Origin of the sequence: Propionicimonas sp. T2.31MG-18 (assembly GCF_964266745.1) — a bacterium.
Lineage (GTDB): Bacteria > Actinomycetota > Actinomycetes > Propionibacteriales > Propionibacteriaceae > Propionicimonas.
In genome coordinates this window covers 157,784-182,837 of record NZ_CAXWGX010000023.1, presented here as the reverse complement: position 1 = coordinate 182,837, position 25,054 = coordinate 157,784, and the positions used below count along the sequence as shown (strand labels likewise).

The following is a 25,054-nucleotide window of genomic DNA, read 5'->3' as shown; positions in this document are numbered from 1 at the left end:
GGCCGGTTCACAGGATCAGCAGGAGCGGGACGGAGGACCGCGGCGCGGGTTGGCCCGCGAGCGGTCGAGGCCCCGGTAGTCCGCGCGGACGCGCACCGGGACGGGCCGCTGCTCGGGGACGAGCAGGGCGACGAGCTGGACCAGCGCGCCGGCAAGGATCCGGTGCGCGGAGGCCGCGACGGCCCGGGCCCCACGGACGAGGAGCGCGCCGACAGCGAGCAGCACCGGCAGCAGGAGCAGCTGCACCACGAGGGTGGCCGCCACCATCAGCGTCCAGCTGACGACCGTGGTGGGGGCGCTCACGCAGTGCGCGCCGCCCGTGAAGTCGCTGCTGGGCACCCACTGGTACAGCGGGTGGCCGGTCTCGAAGCAGGCCACCACGCTCACCTTCGGAAGGCGGAGCAGGGCCGGAACGAGCGCCAGAAGCGTGACCACGCCGGCAGCCACCCGGGACCGGAGTCCGGGTCTTGGGAGCCAGGCGGGCAGGTGCATGACCGCAAGGATAACCGGCGTGTGCCCGGCGGCGCCTGTCCCCGTCCGGGTGGCAGGTCCCGGCCGAGGGGCGAGACCCGCACTTTCTGCCCTCCGGGGGGCCCGTGTTACCCTCGACGTCATGCACACCAGCCGCAGGCTCGCCGTATCGCTGAGCGTTCCGCGTGTTCCCATGTGCATGTGTTGTTGTCGCAGCCTGGCCTGACCGCAGCCTGATCGCCGCGGCCCCGGCCGCCGGCGAACCCGAACTCCCGTTCCGGGGACGACCCGCGTCCGCTGCCGCCCACCGTCTACGACCCCACCATCTCGAGGACCCTCACATGCCCACGCCCATCCCCACCCCCGCCCTGATCGATCCCCGCGGCCCCCGCTTCGGCGCCGCGATCACCACCGTCGTGCTCGCCGCGACGCTCCTCGCCGGCCCCACGCTCGGGCTGCCCCTGCTGATCCTGCAGGCCATCGCCTTCGGCGCCGGAGCCCTGCTCGGCCTGCGCTACCAGCCGTACGGCTGGGTCTTCCGCCGGGTGGTCCGCCCCCGGCTGGGCGCCCCGGCAGAGCTGGAGGACGAGCGCCCGCCGCGTTTCGCGCAGTCCGTCGGGCTGGCCTTCGCTGTGCTCGGCCTGGCCGGGGCGCTGCTCGGCCTGGCCGGCCTGTTCTACGTCGCGGTCGGCTTCGCCCTGGTGGCCGCACTGCTCAACGCCGCCTTCGACGTGTGCCTCGGCTGCGAGGTGTACCTGCTCGCGCAGCGGCTGCGCGCGCGCCGTCCCGCCACGGGGGCCGCGCGATGACCGGGGCATGGGTGCTGGCGGCCGCCGTCCTGCTCGCGCTGGGCTTCGGGCTCTACCGGCGCGCGCTCGACGGACGCCTCCGTGCGGCCCCCGCCACGGCGGGCGGACTGGACGCCGCGCGACTGGGTCGCCCCATCGGCGACGCGGCGACGTTCGTCCAGTTCTCCTCCGAAGTGTGCGCGCCGTGCCGGGTGACGGCTCAGGTGCTCGGCGAGGTCAGCGCTGCGTCCAGCGGGGTGACCCACATCGAGATCGACGCCGCCCAGCACCTCGACCTGGTGAGCGAGCTGGGAATAACCCGCACCCCCACCGTGCTTGTGCTCGACGCGGACGGTGTGGAGCGCCACCGCATCGTTGGCGCCCCGCGCCGGCCCGACGTTCTCCAGGCGCTCCGGGCGCTCTCACCGACGGAAGCAGAGAAGTGACCGACATGACCGTGCATCGCGACGAGGTGTGGAACCGCATCCGCGCAGAGGTGGCCGCCGACGCGCAGGCCGAGCCCGCGCTGGCGAGCTTCCTGCACACCAACGTGCTCTCCCACGCGCGGCTCGAGGACGCCCTCAGCTTCATCCTGGCCAGCAAGCTCGGCAGCGAGACCATCACCTCGCTCAGCCTGCGCGAGCTGATCCGGCGGGCGTTCGAGGACGACCGCACCATCGGCATCGCGATCCGCGAGGACCTGCGCGCCGTGCTCAGCCGCGACCCGGCGTGCCGTGGCTACTCCGTCCCCCTGCTCTACTTCAAGGGCTTCCACGCCCTCCAGTCCTACCGGGTGGCGCACTACTACTGGACGCACGAGCGGTCCGCGCTCGCGCTCTACCTGCAGAGCCGGATCTCCGAGGCCTTCGCCGTCGACATCCACCCCGGCGCCCGCATCGGCAAGGGGATCATGTTCGACCACGCGACCTCGGTGGTGATCGGGGAGACGGCCGTCGTCGAGGACGACTTCTCGATGCTGCACGAGGTGACCCTCGGCGGCACGGGCAAGGTCGGCGGCGACCGGCACCCCAAGATCGGCCGGGGCGTGATGATCGGCGCCGGGGCCAAGGTGCTGGGCAACATCCGCGTGGGCGAGGGTGCCAAGATCGGGGCCGGCTCTGTCGTGCTCGAGGACGTCGCGCCGTTCACGACCGTCGCGGGCATCCCGGCCCGTCCCCTGAGCTACCCGGGGCACGCCCTGCCTGCGCTGGACGACCTCGACGAGATCCGCGAGGCCTGAGCCGCGAACGCCCGGTCCCGGCCGTGACGGACACGCCCGCACTCGCCCGCCGGCTCGGCACCGGCGACGCGATCGTGCTCGGGCTGGCCTCCATGGTCGGTGCGGGCGTGTTCGCCGTCTTCGCCCCGGCCGCGGGGGCGGCAGGCTGGGGCCTGTTCGCCGGGCTGGCGCTGGCCGCGCTCGTCGCGTGGGCCAACGCCACCGCTTCCGCCCAGCTGGCTGCGGCCTACCCCACCTCCGGCGGCACTTACGTCTACGGGCGGGAGCGGCTGGGCGAGTGGTGGGGGTTCACCGCCGGCTGGGGCTTCGTGGTCGGCAAGACCGCCTCGAGCGCGGCGATGGCGCTGACCTTCGCCAGCTACGCCCTCCCGGGGCAGGGGTGGACGCAGCGCGCGCTGGCGGTGGCCGCGGTCCTCGCCCTCGGCGCGATCAACTACCTCGGCGTCACCCGGACGGCACTGGCCGCCCGCCTGCTCGTCGCCTTCACCCTGGCGTGCCTGGCGGTGGTGGTCGTCGCCGTGCTCCTGCGTCAGCCGTCCCCGGCCGGGACACCGGTGGTCGACCTCCCCGGAGGGCCCTACGGCGTCCTCCAGTCCGCGGGACTGCTGTTCTTCGCCTTCGCCGGCTATGCACGGATCGCCACCCTGGGCGAGGAGGTGCGCGATCCCCGGCGGACGATCCCGCGCGCCATTCTGGCGGCCCTCGGCATCGCCGTGGTCGTCTACGCGCTGGTCGGCTGGACGCTGGTCGCGGCGCTCGGCCCGGCCGGCCTCGCTGCGTCGACCGCCCCGCTGCGCGACGCGGTGCTGGCCGTCGGCCTCGAGCCACTGGCTCCGCTGGTGCAGGTGGGGGCTGCCGTGGCGAGCCTCGGCGCCCTCCTGGCCCTGCTCGCGGGGATCGGGCGCACGGCTCTCGCGATGGCCCGCAACGGCGACCTGCCCCGCGGCCTGGCGGCCGTCCACCCGCGCTTCCGCTCTCCGCACCGGGCCGAGGTCGTGATCTCGGCCCTCGCTGCGGCCGCCGCCGCGACGCTCGACCTGCGGGGGGCGATCGGCTTCTCGTCCTTCGGTGTGCTCGCGTACTACGCCGTCGCGAACCTCGCGGCGTTCACCCAGTCCGGGGACGAGCGGCGCTGGCCCCGCGCCCTCAACGTCTTCGGCGTGGTCGGCTGCGTGGTGCTGGCCGCGACGCTGCCCTGGCCGTCGGTCGTCGCGGGCGCGGCCGTCCTCGGCGTCGGCGTGGTGGCCCGGCAGGTGCGCCGGGGGGCGGGCCGCGCGGCGTGAGGTCCGCACCGCCCGTGCATCACCAGCGCAGGTCGTCCCCGGAGCGTCGCTCGCCAGTGGTGGTGACCAGCCGGGTGCTGAGGTGCCCGTCCCCCAGTTCCACCAGACGGAACGCGCGATAGGGCGTCCCCCAGTGCCCGCCGTAGTGGGCGTCGAAGAAGTAGTGGACGCCCTCGTCGACCTTCACCCCGCCCTGGTCGTGGTCGTGGCCGTTGAACACCGCGCGCACGTTCGGTGCCCCGGCGAGCACGCGCCGGACCCCCGGGCAGGCGATGCCCCACTTCGTCCAGGTGTTCGGGGTGATGTGCATGAAGACCAACACGTCCTGCTGGCCGGCCTCGCCCGACAGCGCCTGAGCGAGCCAGTCCTGGTCGGCGCACAGGTAGTCCCCGGCCTCGTTGGACGTGTTCGCGAGCACCAGGCTGCGGCGCCCCAGCCGGTGCACCTGGTCGCCGGGCGCGCCCCAGATGTCCTCCCACTCCGCGGCCGACACCTCGTCGTGGTTGCCCTGCGTGACGAGGTAGGGCACCTCCAGCCGGTCGAGCCCCTTCTTCGCCTCCCTCAGCAGCGCGGCGCCACCGTGTCCGATGTCGCCGTTGAGCACGGCGATGTCCACCGGGGCGGTGGCGTGCAGCGTGTTCACCGCGTCCACGAGTTCCTCGAGGAAGCGGCGGGAGTCGGTCCCCGGCTCACCGAGGTGCCCGTCGCTCGCAGTCACCAGCCGCAGGCCCGCCGATGCCGCCGGCGTCGTCGTCGCAGCCGTGGGGGAACTCGTCAGTGGCGGTGCGGAGCCACCGTCCGTTGCTCCTCCGGGCGTCGGCCCCCCGGGGACGGGCGCGCACGCCGCGAGCGTCCCGGCCGCCCCCAGCCCCGCTGCCGCCCCGACCGCCTGCAGCAGCCCGCGTCGCGTCGTCCGGACCATCGCACCTACCTCGTTCGGGAGTGGACGGACCCAACCTAGCCGATCGCGGCGCGGCCTCCTCCCGTCCCGGCCCTGGAGCAACTCTCAACCCAACCCTGAACCACGGCTTGAGGGCCATGCCCTTCAAATCACCTAGTCAGGGCGCTGTTCCGTGTGCGCACTCAACCCTCAACCCTCAACCGGACCCTTGCTGGCCCCCCACCGCCCGGCTACCAAGGACCCTGTGAAACCTGTGACGAGAGTGCTGTCCGTGACCATTGGGCTGGCCATGGCGATCGGCCTTGCCCTCGTCGATGCCGCGCCCGCGAGGGCCGTGTCCACCACCGCGAAGAACTCGTTCATCTCCAGCGTGGTGACCGCGGCGCAGAGGACCCAGCAGAAGTTCGGCGTCCCGGCGTCGGTCTCGATCGCGCAGGCGATCCTGGCCTCCGACTGGGGCACCTCCGCCGCTGTGGACAAGGCGAACAACTACTTCGACACCCCGTGCAGCGCCTCGATGACCGCCTCCCAGTTCGCAAAGCTCGCCCTTGCCCAGGTCGGCAAGCCGTACGTGCTCGGCGCTGAGGCGGCGATCAGCAACCCGAACCCGCCAAAGTTCGACTGCTCCGAGCTCGTGCAGTGGCTGTTCGGCCGCTCCGGCAACCCGATCACCGACCTGGCCGCCGCGCAGTACAACGTGACGAGGAAGGTGAGCGGCTCCCCCGCCACCGGCGACCTCGTCTTCCTGCGCAACAACCCCGCGCGCTCCAACGGCATCGGCCACGTCGCCGTGCTCACCAAGAAGCTGTCCAGCGGCGACTGGGAGGTCGTGGAGGCCCGCGGACGCGCCTACGGCGTGGTGAAGTCCACCCTGAGCTACTGGAAGAACCGCTCGTACTACGCCGGCCTGCGCCGCTACCCGTCGTTCGTGCTGGCCAACGGCGAGAGCGTGACCGCTTCCGCCTCGAGCATGTACCAGTCCGGCTGCGTGACGATCGGCTCGACCCAGTACGGCAAGTTCACGTCGATGACGAACTCGTTCTACGCGAACGCCGCAGCCATCACCGAGGACTCCGCCTACAAGGGCGCTCGCGCCGTGATGTCGAGCGTGCCGAAGTTCGTCGACGCGATCGCCGACGTGGTGAAGCCGAAGGACTCCGCGTCGTACGCCAAGCAACTGAAGACCCTGATCGACACCTACAACCTCAACGACTACAACGTCGTGCCGATCACGATCCTGCTGGAGTCCGGCGACAGCGGATTCCGCGTGACCGCGCTGCAGTACCTGCTGAAGGCGGCCGGCTACAGCACGTCGATCACCGGCACCTACGACGCAGCGACCGTGTCCGCGGTGAAGAAGTTCCAGAAGGCCAAGAAGCTCGAGGTCGACGGCCAGTCCGGCCCCTACACGCTCGGCGCCCTGTTCGCGAAGCTGACCAGCGGGACGACCGGCGTCCGCACCAGCGCCCTGAACGTCCTGCTGAAGGGCCTGGGCTACTCCCCCAACGCCGGGGACGCCTTCGGCTCGGCCACCGTCTCCGCGCTGAAGTCCTTCCAGGTGACCGCCGGACGCAGTGCGTCCGGCACAGCGGACACCCAGACCTGGGCCGCGCTGTTCATGTCCCTGGATTCCGCGGCGCCGACCGTCACCGGGTCGGCGAAGGTCGGCAAGACGCTCAGCGTGGAGGCCGGCGACTGGGGCCCGGGCACCGTCGGTCTCTCCTACCAGTGGTACCGCGGCACGTCCGCGATCAGCGGCGCCACCGACACCACCTACGCCGTGCAGCCCGAGGACGCCGGCTCGACGCTCCGCGTGGTGGTCACCGGCCTGAAGACGGGCTACACGCTCACCAGCCGCACCTCCGCCGCCACCGACATGGTCGACAACGCGACCTTCACCGCCACGCCCACCCCGAAGGTCTCTGGCACGGCTGCGGTCGGCCAGAAGCTCACCGCCTCCGCCGGCAGCTGGACGCCGGCCAAGGTCACCCTGGCCTACCAGTGGTACCGCGGGGACGAGGCGATCAAGGGTGCCACCGCGAGCACCTACGTGCTCCAGGCGGCAGACGCTGGCGCGACGATCTCGGTGTCGGTCACCGGCACCAAGGTGGGGTACACCGCCGTGACCAAGGCCTCCGACGCCACGGAGAAGGTGGCCAAGGGCACGTTCACCACGGTGTACAAGCCGAAGATCGACGGCACCCGGAAGGTCGGCAAGACCCTCACCGCGATCCGCGGCATCTGGGGCCCCGGCCCGGTGACCTACACCTACCAGTGGTACCGCGGCTCGACGGCCATCGACAAGGCGACCGGCAAGACCTACAAGACCACCTCAGCGGACCGCAACAAGACCCTCTACGTGGTCGTCACCGGCGCCCGGGACGGCTTCGAGACGGTCGACAAGAAGTCCTCCGGGGCGAAGATCTCCTGACGACGGAGGGCCCCGCGCAGGTCACCACTGCGCGGAGCCGCACCTCGCGACGATCGTGAAGGGCAGGACCTCGGTCCTGGTCTTGCCGCCACGGGTCTCCAGGGCGTTGAGCTTGCCCTTCACCGTGTAGGTGCTCCCCGAGACGGTGAGCGCGGCCGAGGTGCCCTTGACCGGCTTCGCCGCGTCGTAGCCGAGCTTCCAGGTGAAGCCCTCACTGTCCTCCTCGAACGTCGTGGCGACGGAGCTCACGGCCTTCCTGGACGCGGTCAGCACGACGGTGACCTTCACCGACGTGTAGAACTCGTTCTTCGGGTCGGTCATCGCGATGGTGGGCACCCCGTCCACCGTGCGGCAGGTGCCCGACAACGCCTCGGTGACGGTCATGAACACACCCATGCTGCCGGTCGCCTTCACCGCCGGCGTGCTGGGCGGCGCGCTCGGAGGCTGCGACGGCGTCACGCTCGGTGACGGCGAGGTCGGCCCGCTTCCCGGCGCGGCCGGCGTCGGAGTGATCGTCACCACCGGCTTCGGCGTGAACGCCGTGCCGCCCGTCCCGCAGGCGGCGAGGCCGGCCGCCAGGCCCACGCCCAGGGTCACCGCCGCCGCTCTCCCCCACCGACGGGCCCCGGCCCGCGGCACCCGTCGTCCCTCGTGAACTGCCATTGCCCCATCGTCGCCCGTGCGCGCTCCGCGCACCGCGGCGACGCGCCACGCTCGACGGAACTGTTATCGACGCCGTGCTCCGCCGCTGCCGGCCTCAGCCGTCCAGCCGCCCGAAGCCCAGCGTGTGCAGCACCAGTTCGCCCGCGTCCTCGCACTCGTCGAGGTCGACGCGAGCGGTGATCGACCAGTCGTGGTTGCCCTGCGGGTCGTCGACGATCTGGCGGACGTCCCAGGTACGGCCACGCTCGGTGACCACGAACAGCGCCGGGCCACGGGCGTCGGCGTCGACCGGCAGCACCTCGTGCTCGTCCCAGTACTCCCCCAGCGCCTCGTCCCAGGCTGCCCAGGTCATCGGCCCGCCGGGCTCGAGGGCGACGAGCGCGTCCACGTCGTCACCGGAGGCCAGCTCCACGCGCCGGAACATCGCGTTGCGCACCAGCACCCGGAACGCACGCACGTTGCTGGTCACGGTCTGCCGCGGGACGGCGACCTCGTCGGCCGTGGCGCCCGCCGACAACCCCGCCAGCGACTCCCACTCGTCCAGCAACGAGCTGTCGGTGAGTCGGGTCACCTCGCCCAGCCATTCGACGAGGTCCTCGAGGTCCTCGGTGCGCAGCGACTCGGGGACGGTCTGCCGCAGGGCACGGTAGGCGTCGGACAGGTAGCGCAGCAGCAGGCCCTCGCTGCGTTGCAGCTTGTAGAAGCCGATGTACTCACCGAAGGTCATGGCCCGCTCGTAGAGGTCCCGGACGACCGACTTCGGCTTCACCGGTGTCTCCGCGAGCCACGGGTGGAGCGCGAGCTCGCCGGAGTACACGTGCTCCAGCAACTCCGCCAGCGGGCGCGGCCACGTGACCTCGTCCAGCAGCTCCCTGCGCTCCTCGAAGTCGTAGCCGTCCGCCTTCAGCTCGGCGACCGTCTCGCCACGGGCCCGGAACTGCTGGGCCAGCAGGATCACGGTCGGGTCCTCGAGGGTGGCCTCGATCACGCTGACGACGTCCAGCGCGTAGCCGGGGGCGTCGGGATCGAGCTCGGCCATCGCGGCGAGCGCGAACGCGCTCAGCGGCTGGTTGAGCGCGAAGTTGTGCTGGAGGTCGACGGCGAGGGCGTACCGGCGTCCCCCCGGGGTCGGTTCGGCGAGCCGGGTGACCACCCCTGCGCGGAGCAGCGAGCGTCCCATCGCCGCGGCACGCCGCAGCAGCCGCTGGCGCTGGACGCGGTCGGGGGTGCAGGAGTCGACGAGCGCCGCGAGCGCCGCGCCGGTGTCCTCGTCGCGCTGGAGCAGGTTCAGCAGCATCGCGTGGGTCACCCGCATCCGGGCGTGCAGCGGCTCGGGCTCGGACTCGATCAGCCTGGTGAAGGTGGCCTCGCCGAAGTTGACGAACCCCTCTGGCGGCTTCTTGCGGCGGACGCTCTTCAGCTTCTTCGGGTCGTTCTCGAATTTCGCCACGATCCGGGCGTTCTCCACCTCGTGCTCGGGCGCCTGCGCCACCACGTAGCCGACGGTGTCGAAGCCGGGCCGCCCGGCGCGGCCGGCGATCTGGTGGAACTCGCGGCTGCGCAGCACGCGCGAGCGTCGTCCATCGAACTTGGTCAGGGCCGCGAACAGCACGGTCCGGATCGGGACGTTGATACCCACGCCGAGGGTGTCCGTGCCGCAGATCACGGTGAGCAGCCCCCGCTGCGCGAGGGTCTCCACCAGGCGGCGATACCGAGGCAGCATGCCGGCGTGGTGGACGGCGATGCCTGCGTGCAGCAATGTCGAGAGCGTCCTGCCGAAGCCGCCCGCGAACCGGAAGCCGCGCAGGGCGTCGACGAGTTCCGCGCGATGGCTGCGGTCGATGATGCCGGAGCTCAGCAGCGCCTGCGCGCGGTCGACGGCGCTGCCCTGGGTGGCGTGCACGACGTAGACCGGGGCCTGGCGGGTGTCGATCAGGCCCTGGATGGTCTCGTGCACCGGGGTCAGAGCCCAGCTGTACACCAGGGGGACGGGACGCACGGCGCCGCCGACGATCGTCGCCGGGCGTCCGGTGCGGCGCTCGAGGGCCGCCGCCGTCGCGCTCATGTCGCCCAGCGTCGCGGACATGATCACGAACTGCGCCTGCGGCAGCTCGACCAGCGGCACCTGCCAGGCCCAGCCCCGGTCGCGGTCGGCGAGGAAGTGGAACTCGTCGATGACCACCTGGTCGACCCGCGCCGCCCGTCCCTCGCGCAGGGCGATGTTGGCCAGGATCTCCGCGGTGCAGCACACGATGGGCGCGTCCGGGTTCACCGCGGCGTCCCCGGTGACCATCCCCACGTTCGAGGCGCCGAAGACCGCGCACAGCGCGAAGAACTTCTCGCTGACGAGCGCCTTGATCGGCGCGGTGTAGTAGCTGCGGCCGCCCGCCGCGAGGGCGGCGAAGTGCGCCGCCGTGGCGATCAGCGACTTCCCCGACCCGGTCGGAGTGGTCACGATCACGTTCGCGCCGGTCAGGATGTCGACGACGGCCTCGTCCTGGTGGGGGTAGAGGGTGATGCCGTCCGCGGCCGTCCAGACGAGGAAGGCGTCGTAGAGGGCGTCCGGGTCGGCGGCCCCGTCGTCGGCGAGCAGGTCGGTGAGTCTCATCGGGGACCATGCTCCCACCTCCCGCCGGAGCCCCCGCACGACGGGTGGGAGTATCCGGGCCCCCCCGCGGCGTTGACAGCCACGACCGGCGGGACCACCCGCCGCGCACAGGATGGAGTGAGAATGGCGCACCAGACCTGCCACGGGCCGCTGGCCGGCGGGCTCCGCGACGACACTGCGGGGCGGCCCGCCACCGGGCACGGGAGCGCATCGTGAGCGGGGTCGTCGTGACGGACAACGCGGCGGCCGGCCGCTACGAGGCCCACGTCGACGGCCGCCTGGCCGGCTTCGCGGAGTACCAGCTCACCGACGCCCTGGTGGTGTTCACCCACACCGAGGTGGACCCGGCGTTCGAGGGGCAGGGGGTGGGTTCGGCCATCGCCCGTCACGCGCTCGACGGCCTGGTCGCCGCCGGGACGCGCAAGGCGTTGCCGGTCTGCCCGTTCATCACCGGCTGGATCCAGCGACACCCCGAGTACCTGGCGATCACCTACGGCGCGGCGCCCTCACGGGCCGACTGAGCCCACCGCGGACGCCCGACCGTCGCTCAGTGCAGGCTGCCGCGCTCCCTGAGGTCGGCCACGATGCGGGCGTAGAAGGCCTCGTCGATGCGGAACTTCGCACGGTAGATGAGGTAGCTGGCCAGGATGAGCACCGGCGGCAGGACGAGCATGCCGATTCTGATCGTGAGCAGCCCCGAGGGCGTCGTGTCCTGCGGGCGGTCGGGGTTCACGCCCGCGACGACGATCGCGATCGCCACCACCTGGGTCGACAGCGCGGCACCGACCTTGTTGATGAACGGCTGGAGGGCGAAGGTGACCGCGCCGTTGCGGCGTCCGAGCTTCCACTGCCCGTACTCGATGGTGTCGGTGAGGAAGACCAGCATCAGCAGGGTGACGAAGGAGTCGCCGAGGAACAGCAGCAGGCCGGCCACGGCGACCCAGGCGATGTGGGTCGGGGCGAAGAAGAAGACGACGTAACCGACGAGGATCAGGGCGATCGCCGCGCCGAACAGCGTCCGCCGGGAGAAGCGGCGGGAGAACACGGGGAACACCGCGTAGCCCACCAGCTGGCTCGCGACCAGCACGGCCCCGAACGGGGAGTACATGCTCTCGTCGCCGAAGACGTACTTGAAGTAGTAGGTGCCGAACGTCGTGGTGGTCAGGTAGCCGGTCATGAACAGCACCATCGCGATCGCCGTCCACAGCAGCTGGTCGTTGCCGGTCACCACCCGCGCCAGCTCGCGCAGGCTCGTCCGCTCCTGCTCGACGGCGATCCGCGGCTCCTTCACCCCGAACAGCGTCACCGACTGGCTGGCCAGCATGATCGCCACCACCCCGATCGCGAACAGCGTCCACGCCCCGGTCTCCCCCGCGCGGTCCCGCAGGGCCGTGGTCACCGGGATCACGGCGACGACAACGGTGAAGAGCCCGATGGTGGCGAAGATCTTGGCCACAGAGCCGAAGCGCTCACGCTGCTTCTGGTCGATCGTCAGCGCGGGCAGCAGCGACCAGTACGGGATGTCGTTCGCGGTCCACGACAGGCTCCACAGCAGGTAGACCACGGCGAACCCGACCACGAACGCCGTCCCGCGCAGCCCCAGGTCGGCGAACAGCAGCACGGTGCAGACCGCGGACGCCACCACCCCGCCCGCGATCCACGGCTTGTAGTGGCCCCACCGGGTGCGGGTGTTGTCGACGACGGCGCCCATCACGATGTCGGCGACCGCGTCGAACAGGCGTGCGACGAGGATCAGCGAGCTCGCCCACAGGAACTCCTCCGGCGGAGGCTTCAGCACGTCGCTGAGGAAGAACACCAGGTACAGGCTGACGAGGGTGTAGACCATGTCCCTGCCGACGGTGCCGACGCCGAACGTCCACAGGTTGCGCCGGTCGATGGCCGGCGGGACGGCCGGCAGCGCGGTCACCGCGGGGCCCCGTTCCTCGGGTAGTGGCGTCCGGCGACCCACCGGCGGTGGGCCTCCTCCGTCACCCCGGCGTGCGCGATGACGTCGGCGTAGAACAGGCCCGACTCCTTCACCTGGCGTTCCTGGGTGTCGAAGTCGAGGTGCACCAGCCCGAACCGGGCGGCCTCCCCCTCGGCCCACTCCCAGTTGTCGGTAAAGCACCAGTGGTAGTAGCGCTCGATCGGCAACGGGGACGCGGCGATCCGGGCGAGGTGCTCGTAGACGTAGCGGGCACGGAACCGGTCGTCGTTGTCGCAGGTGCCGTTCTCGGTGATCCACAGCGGGGCGGGAAAGCGGCGGTACACCTGCGTGGCCACCTCGACGAGCCCGGCGGGGTAGACCTCCCAGCCCAGGTCGTTCACCTCGACCCCGTCGGCGACGCCGTGGTCGAAGCCACGGATCGTGCTGCGACTGTAGTAGTTGATGCCGTGGACATCGGCGTAGCGGCCCGGGCGCAGGTCGCGCGGCACCCGCAGCGGCCCGGCCGACCGCCCGGTGCTCGTGGCCGCCAGCACCGCGTCCTGGAAGAGGTAGCGGGACGCGAGCGTCGAGGCCCGGTCCGCGGGGTTGCGCGCCTGCGCCGGGGTGAACACGCGCAGGTGGTGCGCGAGGCCGACGGTGGCGTGCGGCTGGAGCCGGTGGATCAGCAGGTACGCCCGCAGGTGCGCCTCGACCAGCACCTGCAGCACGGCCACCGTGCGCCGGTACGAGCGCTCCCCCGGCGGCCACACCCCGTACAGGTAGCCCTGCGTGGCGTACACGTTGGGCTCGTTGATCGTGATCCACTCGCTCGCCAGGTCACCCAGCCGCCGCACGACCTCGCCCACGAAGCGAAGGAAGACCGCGACCGCGTCCGCCCCGAGCCAGCCGCCCGTGTCGACGTGCCAGCCGGGCAGGGAGAAGTGGTGCAGGGTGACCAGCGGGGTGATGCCCGCCTCGCGGAGGAGGGCCAGCTCGTCGCGGTAGTGCGCGAAGGCCTCGGGGTCGAAGACGCCGGGCTCGGGCTCCAGGCGCGCCCACTCCAGGCCCAGCCGGTAGTGCCGGACGCCGAGGTCGGCGAGCAGGGCCACGTCCTGGTCGACCCGGTTCCAGTGGTCGGCCGCCCGCGCCGGCGTGGATCCGTCCGAGATGCCGCCGGACGCCGCCCAGCGGTGCCAGTTGGTATCGAGGTCTCCGCCCTCGATCTGGGTGGCAGCCGTCGCGACCCCGAGCGCGCAGTTCGGCAGCGGGAAACCAGGCATTCGACACCTTCGTCCGTCGGTTTCCCGACGCTATCACCGGCCCCGCCGCCGCGCAGCGGACCGGCTCGCCGGGCTCAGTCGCAGGTACCCAGCATGGCCGCGAGCGCGCCCTTCTCGGACAGGTCGGTGGCCAGCGCGTAGCGCGACTTCACGGTGACATAGCGGACGGCGAACCCGCACTGTGCCGCGGGCGCGGGCCGCCACCGGGCCGCGTCCGAACCCGCCTTGTCCTTGTTGGTGCCACCGCCGACCGCGAGCAGGTTGCCCAGGTCGTTGGCGAAGACGAGCCGGCGGGCGTCCGTCCACTCGGCGGCCCCGTAGCGCCACGCGACGCTGAGCGCGACGATGTGGTCGATCTGGACCTCCTCCGACTGGGCCTTGGCGTCGGTGAGGGTGATCTCGCCTCCGGTGTACGGGTCCACCCAGGTGCCGGCGAGCACGTCGTGGTCACACGAGCCCTGCCGCTGCACCCGGTGCGGCCGGGACGCGACGAGGTCGCGCAGCAGGACGTCGTCGCGCTGGTTGCAGCCGTTGCGGTCGGTGTCGGTCCAGGCGTCGCCGAAGGCGGCGCGCGAGTAGCCCGGATCGAAGGGGGGCCGCGGAACGACCGCGAGCCCGTCCAGGTTCTTCCGCGCGCGGGCGACCTCCTCCGGTGCGGCAGCCAGCAGAGTGTTGGCGCCCGCGGGCGGCGGCGCGAGCGCATCGCTGATCGCAGGCCAGGCGAAGGCCCCGGCCAACGCGAGCACCAGGAGGGCGGTGACGACCCACGGCAGCACCCCGCCGCCGTGGCGTCCGCGTGTCGTCGTGGCCATCGCCCGGCCATGATCCCACCGACCGGCCCCGGCGGCGGCTCGCCGCCCCGCGGGGTCAGCCGGCGGGCGGCAGCGAGTCGGCCTTCACCGCGCCCCGCCGTCCCCTCGGCTCGGCGGGGCCGGTCGTGGTGTCCTTCGCCGTCTGTTCCTCGGCCTCGGCGTTGATCTCCGCGCCGAGCAGCACCGCGTAGCTCGTGATCCACAGCCACAGCATCAGCACGACCACGCCGGCCAGCGCCCCGTAGGTGCGGGCGTAGTTGCCGAACAGGGTGACGTAGAGGGAGAAGCCGGCCGAGGCGAGCAGCCACAGCAGCGTCGCGACGACGGCCCCGACGCTCACCCACCGGAACTTCGGCGCCTCGCGGACCGGGGCCACGCGGTAGAGGACGGCGATCGCAGCGATCACCAGCAGCGCGAGGAGCACCCAGCGCACCACCTCGGCGAGCCACCGCCAGCCGCCGCCGAGCCCGACGAGATCGAAGGCCACCGGTACGCCGGCCACGAGCGCGACGACGACCGCCATGAACACGATCGCGCCAAGGGTGAGGGCGAGGGCGACGAGCTTGTCCTTCACGAAGCCCCGCTTGCGCTGCTCGTCGTAGGCGACGTTGATCGCCGTGACCAGGTTGCCGATGCCGCCAGACGCGCTCCACAGTGCGGCGAGGATCGTGATCACCAACCCCCAGCCGAGCGCCTGTGCCGGTGCGGAGGCGAGCTGGTTCAGCTGGCCCTCGACCACCGACCGCGCGTCGGGGGGCAGGGAGGCGGTGAGCGATTCGACCTGCCGGGTGATCCCGGCCGGGTCGGAGACCAGCCCCCAGATGAGGGTGAGCGAGATCAGCGCGGGGAAGAGGGCGAGGAAGCCGAAGAAGGCCACGCCGGCGGCCAGCAGCGGGATCTGGTCGGCCGAGGACTCCGCCCAGCCGCGCCTGGCGACCTGGAGCCAGCCCTTCGGCGGGATCCCGGCCGGGCTGTCCGCACTGGCCCCGGGGGCCGTCGTCGTTGTCTGAGGTGCCATGGGACCCCCTTACCCCGCCTCAGCCCAGCTCGCTCAGCACCCGGGGGAGCTCGTCGAGCACCTCGCGGGCGAATCGGTCCGGCCCGGGCACGCCCCGTGCGTGGCGGCGGCCTCAGCGGGGTACCTGTGGCCCATGAGCGAGAACCTGCGTGACCTGGCCGCCGAGTTGACGAGGGTGGACACGGCCATCCACGACGTACCGCTGTACGCCGATCCCTCCGATCCCACCTCCAGCTTCAGCGACGAGCTCATCGATCTCGTGGCCCGTGAGGAGGAGCTCGTGAGCGAGCTGATCCGCCAGGCCCGGCAGGAGATCGCCGACGACCAGGAGGAGCCCGCCCACGCCTGAGCGGCGCGGCCCCCGTCCACCCGGCCCCCCCGGGCTGCGGATGCCACAGAAGGGACACCCATGACCTCCGATGCCGCGCGCGCCCACGCCGACGACCCGGGGCCCACGATCTCGAGGGCGGTGTCCGCGCCCGCATCCGCCGTGTGGTCGGTGCTCGCCGACGGCTGGTCGTACGCGACCTGGGTGGTCGGAACGGCCCGCATCCGGGACGTCGACTCCGCCTGGCCGGCGCGGGGCAGTCGCCTGCACCACTCCTTCGGCGTATGGCCGCTGCTCATGCAGGACGTCACCAGGGTGGAGCGGGTCGACGCGCCCGCGGAACTGGTGCTCACGGCGCGCGGCTGGCCCGCGGGCGAGGCCCGGGTGCACCTCAGCGTGCGCGCCGCCGGCGAGGAGAGCAGCGTGGTGACGATCTCGGAGGATGCGGTGTCCGGTCCCGCACGGCTCGTCCCTCCACCCCTGCGCAGGATGATGATCACCTCGCGGAACCGCGAGACGCTGCAGCGGCTGGCCCTTCTGGCCCGGGGACGGCACGAGCATCGCTGAGCCCGTCCCAGCCCTTTCCCTGGCCCCCTGATCGATCGCGCCCTGGAGGGCGGCTCAGCGCTCCCCGTCGGCGAGCACCCGGTCCCAGGCGGTGCGGGAGAGCGCGGTGCGGACGGCGCCGAGCGGACCGTGCGCTCGGAGGGCGGTGAGCGCGGCGTTCCAGCCGCACGCCCCGTGGACGCCCCCGCCGGGATGTGCGGAGGCGCTGGCCAGGTACAGGCCGTCGATCGGCGTCTCCGGTCGGCCGGGCCCGGGGACCGGGCGGAGGAGGAGCTGCTGGTGGAGCCCGGACGTCCCGGCGTTCAGCGCTCCTCCCACGAGATTGGCGTCAGCTGCCTCGAGGTCGGCGGGTGACTGCACGTGCCGGGCGCGGACGAGCAGCCCGAAACCGGGCGCAACGCGTTCGACCGCCTCCTCCACCTGCGCGGTGAGCCGGCCCAGCGCCGCCCCGTCCGCCGCGTGCCGGTGGGGCAGGTGGGTGTAGGCCCACGCGGATTCCGTGCCCGCGGGCGACCGGGACGGGTCGGCGGTGGTCATCTGCCCGAACAGCACGAAGGGCCGGCGGGGCATCCGTCCCACGGCGAGGTCGGCGGCGAGGTCGACGAAGCCGTCGAGGTCGACGCCGAGGTGCACCGTGCCCGCGAGCCGGACCTCCTCGCCGCACCACGGCACCGGCCCGTCGAGCGCCCAGTTGAGCTTCAAGGTCGCGTTGTCCCACTGGAAGCGCCGGACGCCCTCGCGGAGCCGGGCCGGCATGCTGACGCGGGACAGCAACTCCTGGTAGAGGGCCGGGGCGGTCACGTCGGCGAGGATCGCCCGCGAGGCCGTCAGCAGCGTCCCGTCGGCCAGGCGCACCGCCCGGGCCCGTCGGGAGCGGACGACGATCTCCACCACCGGCGCCCCGGTGCGGATCTCGGCCCCGCGGGAGCGGGCCCGCGCGGCGAGGGCCCCGGCAAGGGCCCCCGCCCCACCGTGCGGCACGGGGAAGCCGACGTCCTGGCCGAGCATCGCCAGCAGCCACCCGAACAGGGCGCTCCCGGCACCGTCGGGCGGGATGTCGGAGTGCTGGGCGTTGCCGGTCAGGAGCAGGCGCGCGCCCTCGCCCGCGAACTGCTCCTCGCCGAACCGGCGGACGGGTGAGACCGCGAGCCGCGCCAGCCGCAGCACGCCGGGGGTGCGCAGCGTCCGCCACAGCCGCGACCCCGCCCGCACGGGCGGGAACGGGGTGAACAACGCCGTCAGCACGTCGTCGCGCACCCGCTGCCACTCCTGGAAGAGGGCGAGCCAGGCGTCCCCGTCGCCCGACGCGAACGTGTCGAGACCGGCAGCGGTCCGCGCGGGATCACGGTGGAGGACGGCCGTGCGTCCGTCGTCCAGCTGGTGGGCCAGGACGGCCGGGGCGTGCCGCCACTCCAGCCCGTGGTGGTGCAGGTCGAGGTCCCGGATGACCGGACTCGCCGCGGCGAGCGGGTAGAAGGCGCTGAACAGGTCGGTGGTGAAGCCGGGAGCCGTCACCTCCGCGCTCCGGACGGCGCCGCCCACCTCGGGCTGGGCCTCCAGGAGCAGCACGCTCCAGCCGGCGTCCGCGAGGGCATTGGTGGCCACGAGCCCGTTGGGGCCCGCCCCGATCACGATCGCGTCGTAGCCGCCCGCCTGGAGTGCCGCCATGCCCGCCCCTTACCCCGCTCCGGGCCGGCCGAGCACCGGCCCGCCGGACACCACGATGCCATGCCTCCCTTCGTGGCCACCGCCCCGACGGCGCGGCAGGCCGCCCGCGGGGTGCCCGCCCTCCCCGCCCAGGGCCAGCCTTCCCGCGCGAGGGCCAGCCTTAGTGCCGAGGGCCAGCACCGGCGCACGAGCCCTCGGCGGTAGGGCTGGCCCTCGGGGACGGGAGGGGCGGCGGGAAAGGGCCGGGGACGCACCAGGTCCCCGGGTGTGCCCGTGGTTGCCCCGCGGTGCGCCGGCTGTTGGCTCAACCGGCGCACTCCGCGGGGCGCTCTCCCGGGCGAGGCGGCCCCTACGGATCCCACGGGACACTGAGGCCCTACCCGTTCCCGGGGGGGCGGCATTCACCTGGCAACGTGATTCTTGTGATGAATTTCACGCACGGTGGGCCCCTTCGCCGGGGGCCCACCGCCCCGGAAGCGGGCACGCTGGCGATGCACGCCGCGCACGTCCGGCTGCCCGGGGGGTGGACGTGCCCCTCCACCGGTCCGGCCCGCCCGGCCCGACGACGGGCGTCCTGGTGCACGGCATCGGGATGACGCACCGCACCTTCGCCGACCTCCGCCCCGCTGCTGGCCTCCCGCGGGCCGGTCGTCTCGGTGGACCTCCCCGGCTTCGGGGCAACGGCACGTCCGTCCCGGACGTTCTCGATCGCCGACCACGCGGCGGACTTGGCTGGTACCTGGCCACCCTGAGGACGATGTTCGCCTACGACATCGCCGAGCAGCTGACCCGGCCGCGCGTCCCCGTCGTGGTGGTGCGCGGCGAGCATGATCCGGTCTGACAAGGCATGACAGCGCCCCCGGCAGGACTCGAACCTGCGCACGACAGATTAGAAGGCTGTTGCTCTATCCGCTGAGCTACGGGGGCCCGGCGTCTTCGATGGTATCCCGCTCTGGCCGGTGCCACGCACGCGGGGCAGGATGGGGGCATGGACAGCCTCGACATCGTCCGGGACTCGCTGGGTCGGGTCCACGAACTGATCCCCGCCGTGCTGGACGGCCTCTCCGGCGACGACCTGCTGTGGCGTCCCGACCCGGAGGCCAACTCCATCGGTTGGCTGATCTGGCACCTCACCCGGATCGAGGACGACCACGTCGCCCACCTCGGCGGGGTCGACCAGGTGTGGACGTCGGACGGCTGGTACCAGCGCTTCGGTCTGCCGTACCTGCGCCAGGCGCACGGCTTCCGGATGACGCCGGTCGAGGTCGGGGCCTTCAACGTCACCGACACCGCACTGCTCAACGGCTACGCTGCGGCCACCTGGGCACAGACCCGGGCCCTGCTCGACAGCCTCTCCCCCGAGCGCCTGGACGAGGTGATCGACGCCCGCTACACGCCGCCGGTCACCCGCGGCGTCCGCCTGGTGTCGGTGATGGTCGAGACCGCCCAGCACGTCGGACAGGCGGGCTACCTGCGCGGCCTGCGCGAGCGGTCCGTGGGCATCAACTCCGGCTGGGCGGGGACGGCGTGACAACGGGTGTCATGGTGTGACCGGCCCGCGACGAACGACGTAAAGTACCGCCCGTGAACGAACACCTCGTCTGGGTCGACTGCGAGATGACCGGGCTCGACCTCAAGGCCGACGCGCTCATCGAGGTCGCAGCGCTGGTCACCGACTCCGAGCTCAACGTCCTGGGCGACGGCATCCAGGTGGTCATCCGGCCCCCGGCCGAGGCGCTGGAGCAGATGGGCGAGTTCGTCCGCACCATGCACGACAACTCGGGCCTGCTGCCGCTGCTGGAGGACGGCCTGGACATGGCCGAGGCCGAGGAGCGGGTGCTCGCCTACATTCGCGAGCACGTCCCCGAGCCTCGACGCGCGCCGCTGGCCGGCAACACCATCGGGACCGACCGTGCGTTCCTCGCCCGCGACATGCCGACGCTGGAGGCGCACGTCCACTACCGCAACGTGGACGTCTCCAGCCTGAAGGAGCTGGCCCGCCGCTGGTACCCGCGGGCGTACTACAACACCCCGGCCAAGAACGGGAACCACCGTGCGTTGGCCGACATCCAGGAGTCGATCGAGGAGCTCCGCTACTACCGCGAGGCCCTGTTCGTCCCCCCGCCGGGGCTGAACACCGAGGCGCTGCGGGAGCTGGCGGCCAAGCACCAGGGCTCCCTCACCGGCGAGGCGGTCCCGTCCGTCGAGCACTGATTTCTGCTCTCGCACCTTCAACCGCTAAGCTGGGCCAGCCCTTTCGGGGGCCGTCGGTGACGCATGGTGGGTATAGCTCAGCTGGTAGAGCACCTGGTTGTGGTCCAGGATGTCGCGGGTTCGAGTCCCGTTACTCACCCCAAGGAAGGCCGAGAGCAGGCGAGCTCGTTCGCATGCCGAGGCCGGCGCAGGGGCAGGAGGCGCGCAGCGCGCCCACAGGAGCGGCAACCCTCCCGCGCGCGTCCCTATGACGACAGGTGCTCATCCAGCCACTCGATGAGCGGACGGTAGGCGCGCCAGTCCTCGCGCACGTGCTCGGCCACGTCGTCCCCGCCCAACCACGCAGGCTCGCCGTGCGGGATCGAGACGAGCAGGGACCTGTGGCGCATCAGTCCGATCCGGGGGTGGTCCGGGTCGACGCCGCGCGGCGCGGTCTTGAGCAGGTCGCCGTCGATCTCCGCCCCCCACGCTCCGAGCGCCTCCACGATGCCCGCGAGGGCGTCCCCGGCGTCGTCGTCGAGCACGGCCTCCCGGTAGGCGGCCACCTGAGGTGGGGACGGCAGGTACCACCCGGCGCCCGTCATCAGGCCCTGGCTGCTCACCTGCACGTAGTAGCCGACACCCGGCGAGGTGCCCACGACCGCGCCCTGGTGGGTCTTGTAGGGCGACTTGTCGGCGGAGAACCGCACGTCGCGGTGCGGCCGGAACAGCTTGGCCTCCCCGAACTCCCCGGTGAGCGCGTCACACACCGCCTGCACCGGACCGCGCACCGACCGCTTCCAGCGGTCCTGGTTGGCGGCCCACCAGGACCGCTCGTTGTTCAGCTCGAGCTCTGCGAAGAACGCGACCGCGTCGCGCGGGATCCCCTGGGTCACGCCGCACACTGTGGCACGCTCGAGTCCGGAAGGGGTATCCCGGACAGCGGCGTGAGTGCAGTGCACGGGCGCTACCGTGAATTCCTCCCGAGCAGAAAGCTGGCAGACCGTGGCCGAGACGATCCCCTGGCGTTCCTACGTCGCGCTGGGCGACTCCCTCACCGAGGGGCTGATGGACCTCGACACCGCCGGATGCCCGGTCGGCTGGGCCGACCGCCTCGCCCAGCACCTCGCCGACCGCGCCGGGGAGCCCGTCCGCTACGCCAACCTCGCGATCCGGGGACGCCTTCTGCGTCCGATCCTCGCCGAGCAGGTGGAGCCGGCCCTGGCGCTGGCGCCCGACCTGGTGTCGCTGTGGGGAGGCGGCAACGACATGCTGCGTCCGGACGCCGACCCCGACGCCATGGCGGCGGCGGTCGAGGAGGCGGTGGTGCGGTTCCGCGCGGCAGGGACGGACGTGCTGCTGGGCCTGGGCGTCGACGCCCGGGACTCCCCCGTGATCAAGCTCACCCGCAACCGCACGGCGATCTACAACATCCATATCGTCGGGATCGCCCGGCGTCACGGCGCCCACGTGCTGGACGCGTGGAACATGCGGTCCCTGCGCGACTGGCGGATGTGGCACGAGGACCGGCTGCACCTGAACGCGCTGGGCCACGAGCGGACGGCGCAGGCCGCGCTCGTCGGCCTTGGCCTGGCCCCCGACCGTCCCGACTGGGACGACCCGCTGCCTCCGCTGCCGCCGATGAACCGTCGTGAGCGGCTGGACTGGAACGTGGTGTGGGCCCGCGAGCACCTGAGCCCCTGGATGATGCGCCGGGTGCGCCGGACGAGTTCTGGTGCCGGACGGAGCGCCAAGCAGGCGTCCTACCGGGAGGTGGCGCCCTCCGCGGGCGCCTGAGACGGGGGTGGGGGGTGCTCACGGCCGTCCCCCTCCGACGACGTGAGCACCCCCACACCAGCGTCCGTTTTTTCACTCAACGGACCTTGAGTCATTTCCCGCGGGCCGCCTTCAGCCCTCGGCGAGCAACGCGTCGATCTGGTTGGTGGCCTGGGTGGCCCCCTCCTCCATGCCCATGTCGAGCACCTGCTGGAGGGCTTCCGCGGTGTCGTAGGTGGTGGTGAACACCGCCCTGGTGCCGGCCGGAAGGGGCTCGAACCGGAACTCCGACGACGACACGGGCAGGCCCGCGGTGGGCGTGAAGTCGGACTCGGCGAAGAAGTCCTCGAAGGTGAAGCCGTTCGGCTGGTCGACGGTCAGCACCCGCCAGCCGCCGTAGTACTTCTCCCCGTCCGGCCCGGTCATGTAGTAGTGGACGAGCCCTCCCGGTGCGAGGTCGTGGTCGACCACCGTCGCCGGGTGCGAGGGCGGGCCCCACACCCGCTCCAACTGGCGCGGGTCGGCGTACACCTGCCACACCCGCTCCACCGGCGCGGCGAACTCGGCGGTGATGACGATGGAGCGGGCCTCGAGGTCCTTGGTGATATCGGTGACGGGCATGGTCAGTCTCCTTGGATGAGTTGGTCGATCCGGTCGATGCGGCCCCGCCAGACGTCCTCGAGCTCTGTGAGCATCGAGGCAACCGAGCGGACCGCGTCCACGTCGCCGCTGGCCAGCTGCTCCCTGCCGCTGCGCCGCTTGGTGAGCAGGCCGGCCCGTTCGAGCACCGCGACGTGCTTCTGCACCGCGGCGAAGCTCATGTCGTACGACGCCGCGAGCGCGGTGACCGAGTGTTCCCCGGCCAGCACCCGGCGCAGGATGTCCCGCCGGGTCCGGTCGGCCAGTGCGTGGAAGAACGCGTCCGCCCTGTCCTCGTCCTGGTCGATCACCCCACCAACATACAACCGTTTGGTTGTAGATTGTCAAGACCCCTCCTGCCCACCGGACGCGGCGATCGGCGCGCCGGCTCGGGGACTTGGCAGAATGGGCCCCATGCCGTCCGTCCTCAGCACCCCCGCGGTGCCCGCGTCCCTGTCGCGACCCGAGCGGTGGCGACTGTGGGCGGCCATCCGGATCGGCAACGCGGCCGCGCTCGCCTCGCGCCTCGCGGGCCGGGGCTCGGGGGCGTCCATCCGTGGCCAGGTACTCACGCGGCTCGCCCCGGACGCCTTCGCGCAGCTGCTCCAGGGACGCCGGGTGGTCGCGGTCTCGGGAACGAACGGCAAGACGACGACCACCCACCTGCTCGCCGCCGCCGTCCGCGCCGGCCTGGGCGACGCGGCGGGACGGCTGGTCACCAACGCCGACGGCGCGAACCTGCACTACGGCATCGCCTCCGCCCTCAGCGAGAAGCCGGCCGCCGACATCGCCGTGCTCGAGACCGACGAGCGGGTCGTGTCGGACATGATCGCCTTCGCCGACCCTGAACTGCTGGTGCTGCTGAACTTCAGCCGCGACCAGCTCGACCGCCACCACGAGATCAAGGCACTGGGACGCTCCTGGCGGCTCGCCCTCGAGGCCGCGGGAACGAGCGGCCCGGTGATCGTCGCCAACGCCTGCGACCCGCTGGTCGTGTGGGCGGCACAGACCGCCGCACGGGTGGTCTGGGTCGAGACCGCCACCACCTGGAACGCCGACGGCGCCCTGTGCCCGGCGTGCGGCACGATCCTGCGCCGCACCGCGCGGGACGGCCGCGACCGCTGGGACTGCCCCGGCTGCAGCCTGGCCCAGCCCGAGGCCGGCTACCGCGTGGACGGCGACCGGATCGTGCTCCCCGGCGGCCGGATGGTGCGCCCCGACCTCCAGGTACCCGGCTCCTTCAACGTGTCCAACGCGGCGTGCGCCCTGGCGGCGGCGGTCGAGTTCGGCGTCCCCGTGGCCGAAGCCCTCGCCGGCATGCACACCGTCACCGCCCCCGCCGGCCGGTTCGCCACCGCGGCCTTCGGCAGCACCCGGGCCCGCCTGCTGCTGGCCAAGAACCCCGCGGGCTGGGCCGAGGCGCTGCCCCTGGCCACCTCGGACCCGGTGATCCTCGCCATCGACTCGGTGGCCGCCGACGGCAAGGACGTCTCCTGGCTGTGGGACGTCGAGTACGAGCAACTGGCCGGACGCACCGTGGTGTGCACCGGCCCCCGAGCCCAGGACCTCGCCGTCCGCCTCACCTACGCCGGCGTGGACCACGAGGTCGAGCCGGACCTGAGAGCGGCCCTCGGCGAGCGCGGCGGGCCCGTCGACGTGATCGCCACCTACACCCCGTTCCAGCGACTCCTGAAGATGGCGGGCCTGCGATGAGCGAACCGGTGGACATCGTCCTGGTGTACCAGTCACTGCTGGGCATCTACGGCGACCGCGGCAACGCGATGGTCCTGCGCAGCCGCCTGGCCTGGCGGGGCATCGAGGCGCGGCTGATCGAGGTGGAGCCGGGCACGCCCGTGCCTGCCGGCGGCGCGGTGTACCTGCTCGGGGGCGGTGAGGACGCGGCCCAGGTCTCCGCGGTACGCGCCCTGACCGCAGACGGGAACCTGTACCGTGCGCTGGACGCCGGCGCGGTGCTGTTCGCCGTGTGCGCGGGCTACCAGATCGTCGGGAAGACCTTCACCGTCGGCGAGCGCGACGAGGTCATCGAGGGGCTGGGGCTGCTGGACGTGAACACCCGGCGCGGCACGGAGCGGGCGGTCGGCGAGGTGCTCAGCAGCTGGACGAAGCCGGACGGCACGCAGAGCCTGATCACCGGGTTCGAGAACCACGGCGGCTTCACCTACCTGGGCCCGGACGCGCGTCCGCTGGCCCGCGTGGAGATCGGGATCGGCAACGCCGGGGACGGCACCGACGGGGCCGTGCAGGGCAACGTGCTCGGCATCTACCCGCACGGCCCGATCCTCGCCCGCAACCCCGAGCTCGCCGACCACCTGCTCGAGCGCGCTCTCGGGCACCCGCTCGACCCGCTGCCCAGCGAGGAGCTGGACGAGCTGCGTCGCCAGCGCATCGCCGCCGTCCGGAAGGCCGGGCTGCGCCGCTGACCGCCGCGCCGGTGCCCCGC

Annotated in this window: 27 protein-coding genes and 2 tRNA genes; 16 read left to right on the top strand and 13 right to left on the bottom strand. The window is 72.5% G+C overall.

Annotation, left to right across the window (positions count from 1 at the left end; translation table 11 throughout):
- Positions 1–15: 15 nt before the first annotated feature.
- Positions 16–492, bottom strand: a complete 477-nt coding sequence (locus ACFQQJ_RS08840; RefSeq protein WP_377105764.1) for a hypothetical protein — start codon at positions 490–492, stop codon at positions 16–18.
- A 320-nt stretch (positions 493–812) separates the two neighbouring features.
- Here ACFQQJ_RS08840 and ACFQQJ_RS08835 point away from each other — a divergent pair, with 320 nt between their 5' ends.
- The 4 genes from ACFQQJ_RS08835 to ACFQQJ_RS08820 are packed head-to-tail and all read left to right on the top strand — an operon-like array spanning position 813 to position 3,782.
- Positions 813–1,280: a DUF4395 domain-containing protein gene (locus ACFQQJ_RS08835; protein ID WP_377105763.1), complete on the top strand. Its 468-nt coding sequence runs from the start codon at positions 813–815 to the stop codon at positions 1,278–1,280.
- The gene (locus tag ACFQQJ_RS08830) at positions 1,277–1,705 is read left to right on the top strand and encodes a thioredoxin family protein (RefSeq protein ID WP_377105762.1); all 429 of its coding nucleotides are present in this window, start codon (positions 1,277–1,279) and stop codon (positions 1,703–1,705) included. The genes ACFQQJ_RS08835 and ACFQQJ_RS08830 overlap by 4 nt, the downstream gene beginning before the upstream one ends.
- Positions 1,706–1,710: 5 nt before the next feature.
- Positions 1,711–2,499: a serine O-acetyltransferase gene (cysE, locus tag ACFQQJ_RS08825; protein WP_377106319.1), complete on the top strand. Its 789-nt coding sequence runs from the start codon at positions 1,711–1,713 to the stop codon at positions 2,497–2,499.
- A gap of 23 nt (positions 2,500–2,522) precedes the next feature.
- Complete coding sequence (locus tag ACFQQJ_RS08820) at positions 2,523–3,782, top strand: APC family permease (protein ID WP_377105760.1); 1,260 nt, start codon at positions 2,523–2,525, stop codon at positions 3,780–3,782.
- Positions 3,783–3,801: 19 nt separating this feature from the next.
- Here the strand turns inward: ACFQQJ_RS08820 and ACFQQJ_RS08815 are convergent, their stop codons facing one another.
- On the bottom strand, positions 3,802–4,704 hold the full coding sequence (locus ACFQQJ_RS08815; protein WP_377105759.1) for a metallophosphoesterase family protein: 903 nt from the start codon (positions 4,702–4,704) through the stop codon (positions 3,802–3,804).
- Between the two features lie 250 nt (positions 4,705–4,954).
- Here ACFQQJ_RS08815 and ACFQQJ_RS08810 point away from each other — a divergent pair, with 250 nt between their 5' ends.
- Positions 4,955–7,114: a peptidoglycan-binding protein gene (locus ACFQQJ_RS08810; RefSeq protein WP_377105757.1), complete on the top strand. Its 2,160-nt coding sequence runs from the start codon at positions 4,955–4,957 to the stop codon at positions 7,112–7,114.
- Between the two features lie 21 nt (positions 7,115–7,135).
- On the opposite strand, the gene ACFQQJ_RS08805 is transcribed toward ACFQQJ_RS08810, so the two are convergent.
- Positions 7,136–7,498, bottom strand: a complete 363-nt coding sequence (locus ACFQQJ_RS08805) for a lipoprotein LpqH (RefSeq protein WP_377105755.1) — start codon at positions 7,496–7,498, stop codon at positions 7,136–7,138.
- Between ACFQQJ_RS08805 and ACFQQJ_RS08800 the strand changes: the two genes are divergently transcribed.
- Positions 7,497–7,769, top strand: a complete 273-nt coding sequence (locus ACFQQJ_RS08800) for a hypothetical protein (protein ID WP_377105754.1) — start codon at positions 7,497–7,499, stop codon at positions 7,767–7,769. The genes ACFQQJ_RS08805 and ACFQQJ_RS08800 overlap by 2 nt on opposite strands.
- Before the next feature lie 102 nt (positions 7,770–7,871).
- Here the strand turns inward: ACFQQJ_RS08800 and ACFQQJ_RS08795 are convergent, their stop codons facing one another.
- A complete protein-coding gene (locus tag ACFQQJ_RS08795; protein ID WP_377105753.1) occupies positions 7,872–10,385 on the bottom strand; it encodes a DEAD/DEAH box helicase in 2,514 nt (837 codons plus the stop codon).
- Positions 10,386–10,597: 212 nt separating this feature from the next.
- Here ACFQQJ_RS08795 and ACFQQJ_RS08790 point away from each other — a divergent pair, with 212 nt between their 5' ends.
- Positions 10,598–10,906, top strand: coding sequence for a GNAT family N-acetyltransferase (locus ACFQQJ_RS08790; RefSeq protein ID WP_377105752.1), 309 nt, complete (start codon positions 10,598–10,600; stop codon positions 10,904–10,906).
- Between the two features lie 26 nt (positions 10,907–10,932).
- On the opposite strand, the gene ACFQQJ_RS08785 is transcribed toward ACFQQJ_RS08790, so the two are convergent.
- From ACFQQJ_RS08785 to ACFQQJ_RS08770, 4 genes are all read right to left on the bottom strand, one after another.
- Positions 10,933–12,312, bottom strand: a complete 1,380-nt coding sequence (locus tag ACFQQJ_RS08785) for a glycoside-pentoside-hexuronide (GPH):cation symporter (RefSeq protein WP_377105751.1) — start codon at positions 12,310–12,312, stop codon at positions 10,933–10,935.
- On the bottom strand, positions 12,309–13,592 hold the full coding sequence (locus tag ACFQQJ_RS08780) for a glycoside hydrolase family 1 protein (protein WP_377105750.1): 1,284 nt from the start codon (positions 13,590–13,592) through the stop codon (positions 12,309–12,311). The genes ACFQQJ_RS08785 and ACFQQJ_RS08780 overlap by 4 nt, the downstream gene beginning before the upstream one ends.
- Before the next feature lie 74 nt (positions 13,593–13,666).
- Positions 13,667–14,404 carry an HNH endonuclease family protein gene (locus tag ACFQQJ_RS08775; RefSeq protein WP_377105748.1) on the bottom strand — a complete coding sequence of 246 codons (738 nt, stop codon included), beginning with the start codon at positions 14,402–14,404 and terminating at the stop codon, positions 13,667–13,669.
- Positions 14,405–14,459: 55 nt separating this feature from the next.
- Positions 14,460–15,422 (bottom strand): YihY/virulence factor BrkB family protein, encoded by a 963-nt coding sequence (locus tag ACFQQJ_RS08770; RefSeq protein ID WP_377105747.1) that lies wholly within the window; start codon positions 15,420–15,422, stop codon positions 14,460–14,462.
- A gap of 133 nt (positions 15,423–15,555) precedes the next feature.
- On the opposite strand from ACFQQJ_RS08770, the gene ACFQQJ_RS08765 reads away from it, so the two are divergent.
- Both ACFQQJ_RS08765 and ACFQQJ_RS08760 read left to right on the top strand, forming a co-directional pair.
- Complete coding sequence (locus ACFQQJ_RS08765) at positions 15,556–15,771, top strand: hypothetical protein (RefSeq protein ID WP_377105745.1); 216 nt, start codon at positions 15,556–15,558, stop codon at positions 15,769–15,771.
- A 60-nt stretch (positions 15,772–15,831) separates the two neighbouring features.
- Positions 15,832–16,317, top strand: coding sequence for an SRPBCC family protein (locus ACFQQJ_RS08760; RefSeq protein WP_377105743.1), 486 nt, complete (start codon positions 15,832–15,834; stop codon positions 16,315–16,317).
- Positions 16,318–16,371: 54 nt separating this feature from the next.
- On the opposite strand, the gene ACFQQJ_RS08755 is transcribed toward ACFQQJ_RS08760, so the two are convergent.
- Complete coding sequence (locus ACFQQJ_RS08755) at positions 16,372–17,985, bottom strand: phytoene desaturase family protein (RefSeq protein WP_377105741.1); 1,614 nt, start codon at positions 17,983–17,985, stop codon at positions 16,372–16,374.
- A gap of 529 nt (positions 17,986–18,514) precedes the next feature.
- Here ACFQQJ_RS08755 and ACFQQJ_RS08750 point away from each other — a divergent pair.
- Entirely contained in the window at positions 18,515–18,826 is a 312-nt protein-coding gene (locus tag ACFQQJ_RS08750) for a hypothetical protein (RefSeq protein WP_377105739.1), read from the top strand.
- 13 nt (positions 18,827–18,839) lie between these two features.
- Here ACFQQJ_RS08750 and ACFQQJ_RS08745 read toward each other — a convergent pair.
- Positions 18,840–18,912: transfer RNA gene (locus ACFQQJ_RS08745), tRNA-Arg, on the bottom strand.
- 61 nt (positions 18,913–18,973) lie between these two features.
- Between ACFQQJ_RS08745 and ACFQQJ_RS08740 the strand changes: the two genes are divergently transcribed.
- From ACFQQJ_RS08740 to ACFQQJ_RS08730, 3 genes are all read left to right on the top strand, one after another.
- On the top strand, positions 18,974–19,516 hold the full coding sequence (locus ACFQQJ_RS08740) for a DinB family protein (protein WP_377105737.1): 543 nt from the start codon (positions 18,974–18,976) through the stop codon (positions 19,514–19,516).
- A 53-nt stretch (positions 19,517–19,569) separates the two neighbouring features.
- Entirely contained in the window at positions 19,570–20,199 is a 630-nt protein-coding gene (orn, locus tag ACFQQJ_RS08735) for an oligoribonuclease (protein WP_377105735.1), read from the top strand.
- A gap of 66 nt (positions 20,200–20,265) precedes the next feature.
- Positions 20,266–20,341, top strand: a tRNA-His gene (locus ACFQQJ_RS08730).
- Positions 20,342–20,444: 103 nt separating this feature from the next.
- On the opposite strand, the gene ACFQQJ_RS08725 is transcribed toward ACFQQJ_RS08730, so the two are convergent.
- Positions 20,445–21,074: a DUF2461 domain-containing protein gene (locus ACFQQJ_RS08725; protein WP_377105734.1), complete on the bottom strand. Its 630-nt coding sequence runs from the start codon at positions 21,072–21,074 to the stop codon at positions 20,445–20,447.
- A 109-nt stretch (positions 21,075–21,183) separates the two neighbouring features.
- Between ACFQQJ_RS08725 and ACFQQJ_RS08720 the strand changes: the two genes are divergently transcribed.
- Complete coding sequence (locus tag ACFQQJ_RS08720; protein ID WP_377105733.1) at positions 21,184–21,975, top strand: SGNH/GDSL hydrolase family protein; 792 nt, start codon at positions 21,184–21,186, stop codon at positions 21,973–21,975.
- A gap of 111 nt (positions 21,976–22,086) precedes the next feature.
- On the opposite strand, the gene ACFQQJ_RS08715 is transcribed toward ACFQQJ_RS08720, so the two are convergent.
- The gene (locus ACFQQJ_RS08715; RefSeq protein WP_377105732.1) at positions 22,087–22,575 is read right to left on the bottom strand and encodes an SRPBCC domain-containing protein; all 489 of its coding nucleotides are present in this window, start codon (positions 22,573–22,575) and stop codon (positions 22,087–22,089) included.
- 2 nt (positions 22,576–22,577) lie between these two features.
- Entirely contained in the window at positions 22,578–22,904 is a 327-nt protein-coding gene (locus tag ACFQQJ_RS08710; RefSeq protein WP_377105731.1) for an ArsR/SmtB family transcription factor, read from the bottom strand.
- Positions 22,905–23,007: 103 nt separating this feature from the next.
- On the opposite strand from ACFQQJ_RS08710, the gene ACFQQJ_RS08705 reads away from it, so the two are divergent.
- On the top strand, positions 23,008–24,306 hold the full coding sequence (locus tag ACFQQJ_RS08705) for a MurT ligase domain-containing protein (RefSeq protein WP_377105729.1): 1,299 nt from the start codon (positions 23,008–23,010) through the stop codon (positions 24,304–24,306).
- Positions 24,303–25,034, top strand: coding sequence for a type 1 glutamine amidotransferase (locus ACFQQJ_RS08700; RefSeq protein ID WP_377105728.1), 732 nt, complete (start codon positions 24,303–24,305; stop codon positions 25,032–25,034). Before ACFQQJ_RS08705 ends, ACFQQJ_RS08700 begins: the two co-directional genes overlap by 4 nt.
- The last annotated feature ends 20 nt before the right edge of the window (positions 25,035–25,054 follow it).